This window comes from Streptomyces shenzhenensis (assembly GCF_003688995.1).
Classification (GTDB): domain Bacteria; phylum Actinomycetota; class Actinomycetes; order Streptomycetales; family Streptomycetaceae; genus Streptomyces; species Streptomyces shenzhenensis_A.
This window is the reverse complement of record NZ_PENI01000134.1, coordinates 1-515: the sequence shown is the minus strand read 5'-3', so window position 1 is coordinate 515 and position 515 is coordinate 1. Positions and strand designations below refer to the sequence as shown.

Here is a 515-nt window from a genome sequence, read left to right as displayed (position 1 = left end):
GTCCTTGACCACGTCCTTGAGGTGGATGACGCCCAGCACCCGGGCGCCCGCCTCGTCCTCGACGGCGACGAGCAGGGGGGTGCCGCCGGCCTCGGAGATACGGCCGGTGATCCCGTCGGCGTCCTCGGCGACCGTGCCGCCCCGTTCCTTGACCCAGGCGGCGACCGAACCGGCGGCGCCCTTGCGGATCCTCCGCCCGTCGACGTCCACGCCCGACATCCGGGTCTGCGCGGTGAAGGCGATCCACTCGGCCTGCGCCAGCTCACCCTGATGCCGCTCACGCAGCCCGTACCTCTCCTTCGCCAGCACCACCACCGAGCGGCCCTCGGGCGTCTCGTCGGCCAGCGAGGAGAGCTGGGCGGCGTCGGCGAGTTCGGCCGCGGTGGTGCCGTGCACCGGCACGAACTCGGCGGCCTGCCGGTTGCCCAGCGTGATCGTCCCGGTCTTGTCGAGCAGCAGCGTCGAGACATCACCCGCGGCCTCGACCGCACGCCCCGACATGGCCAGCACATTGC

Annotated in this window: 1 pseudogene; it reads right to left on the bottom strand. The window is 72.8% G+C overall.

From position 1 onward, the window contains the following. Positions 1–515, bottom strand: a pseudogene (locus CTZ28_RS46530) (potassium-transporting ATPase subunit B); the annotation flags it as partial.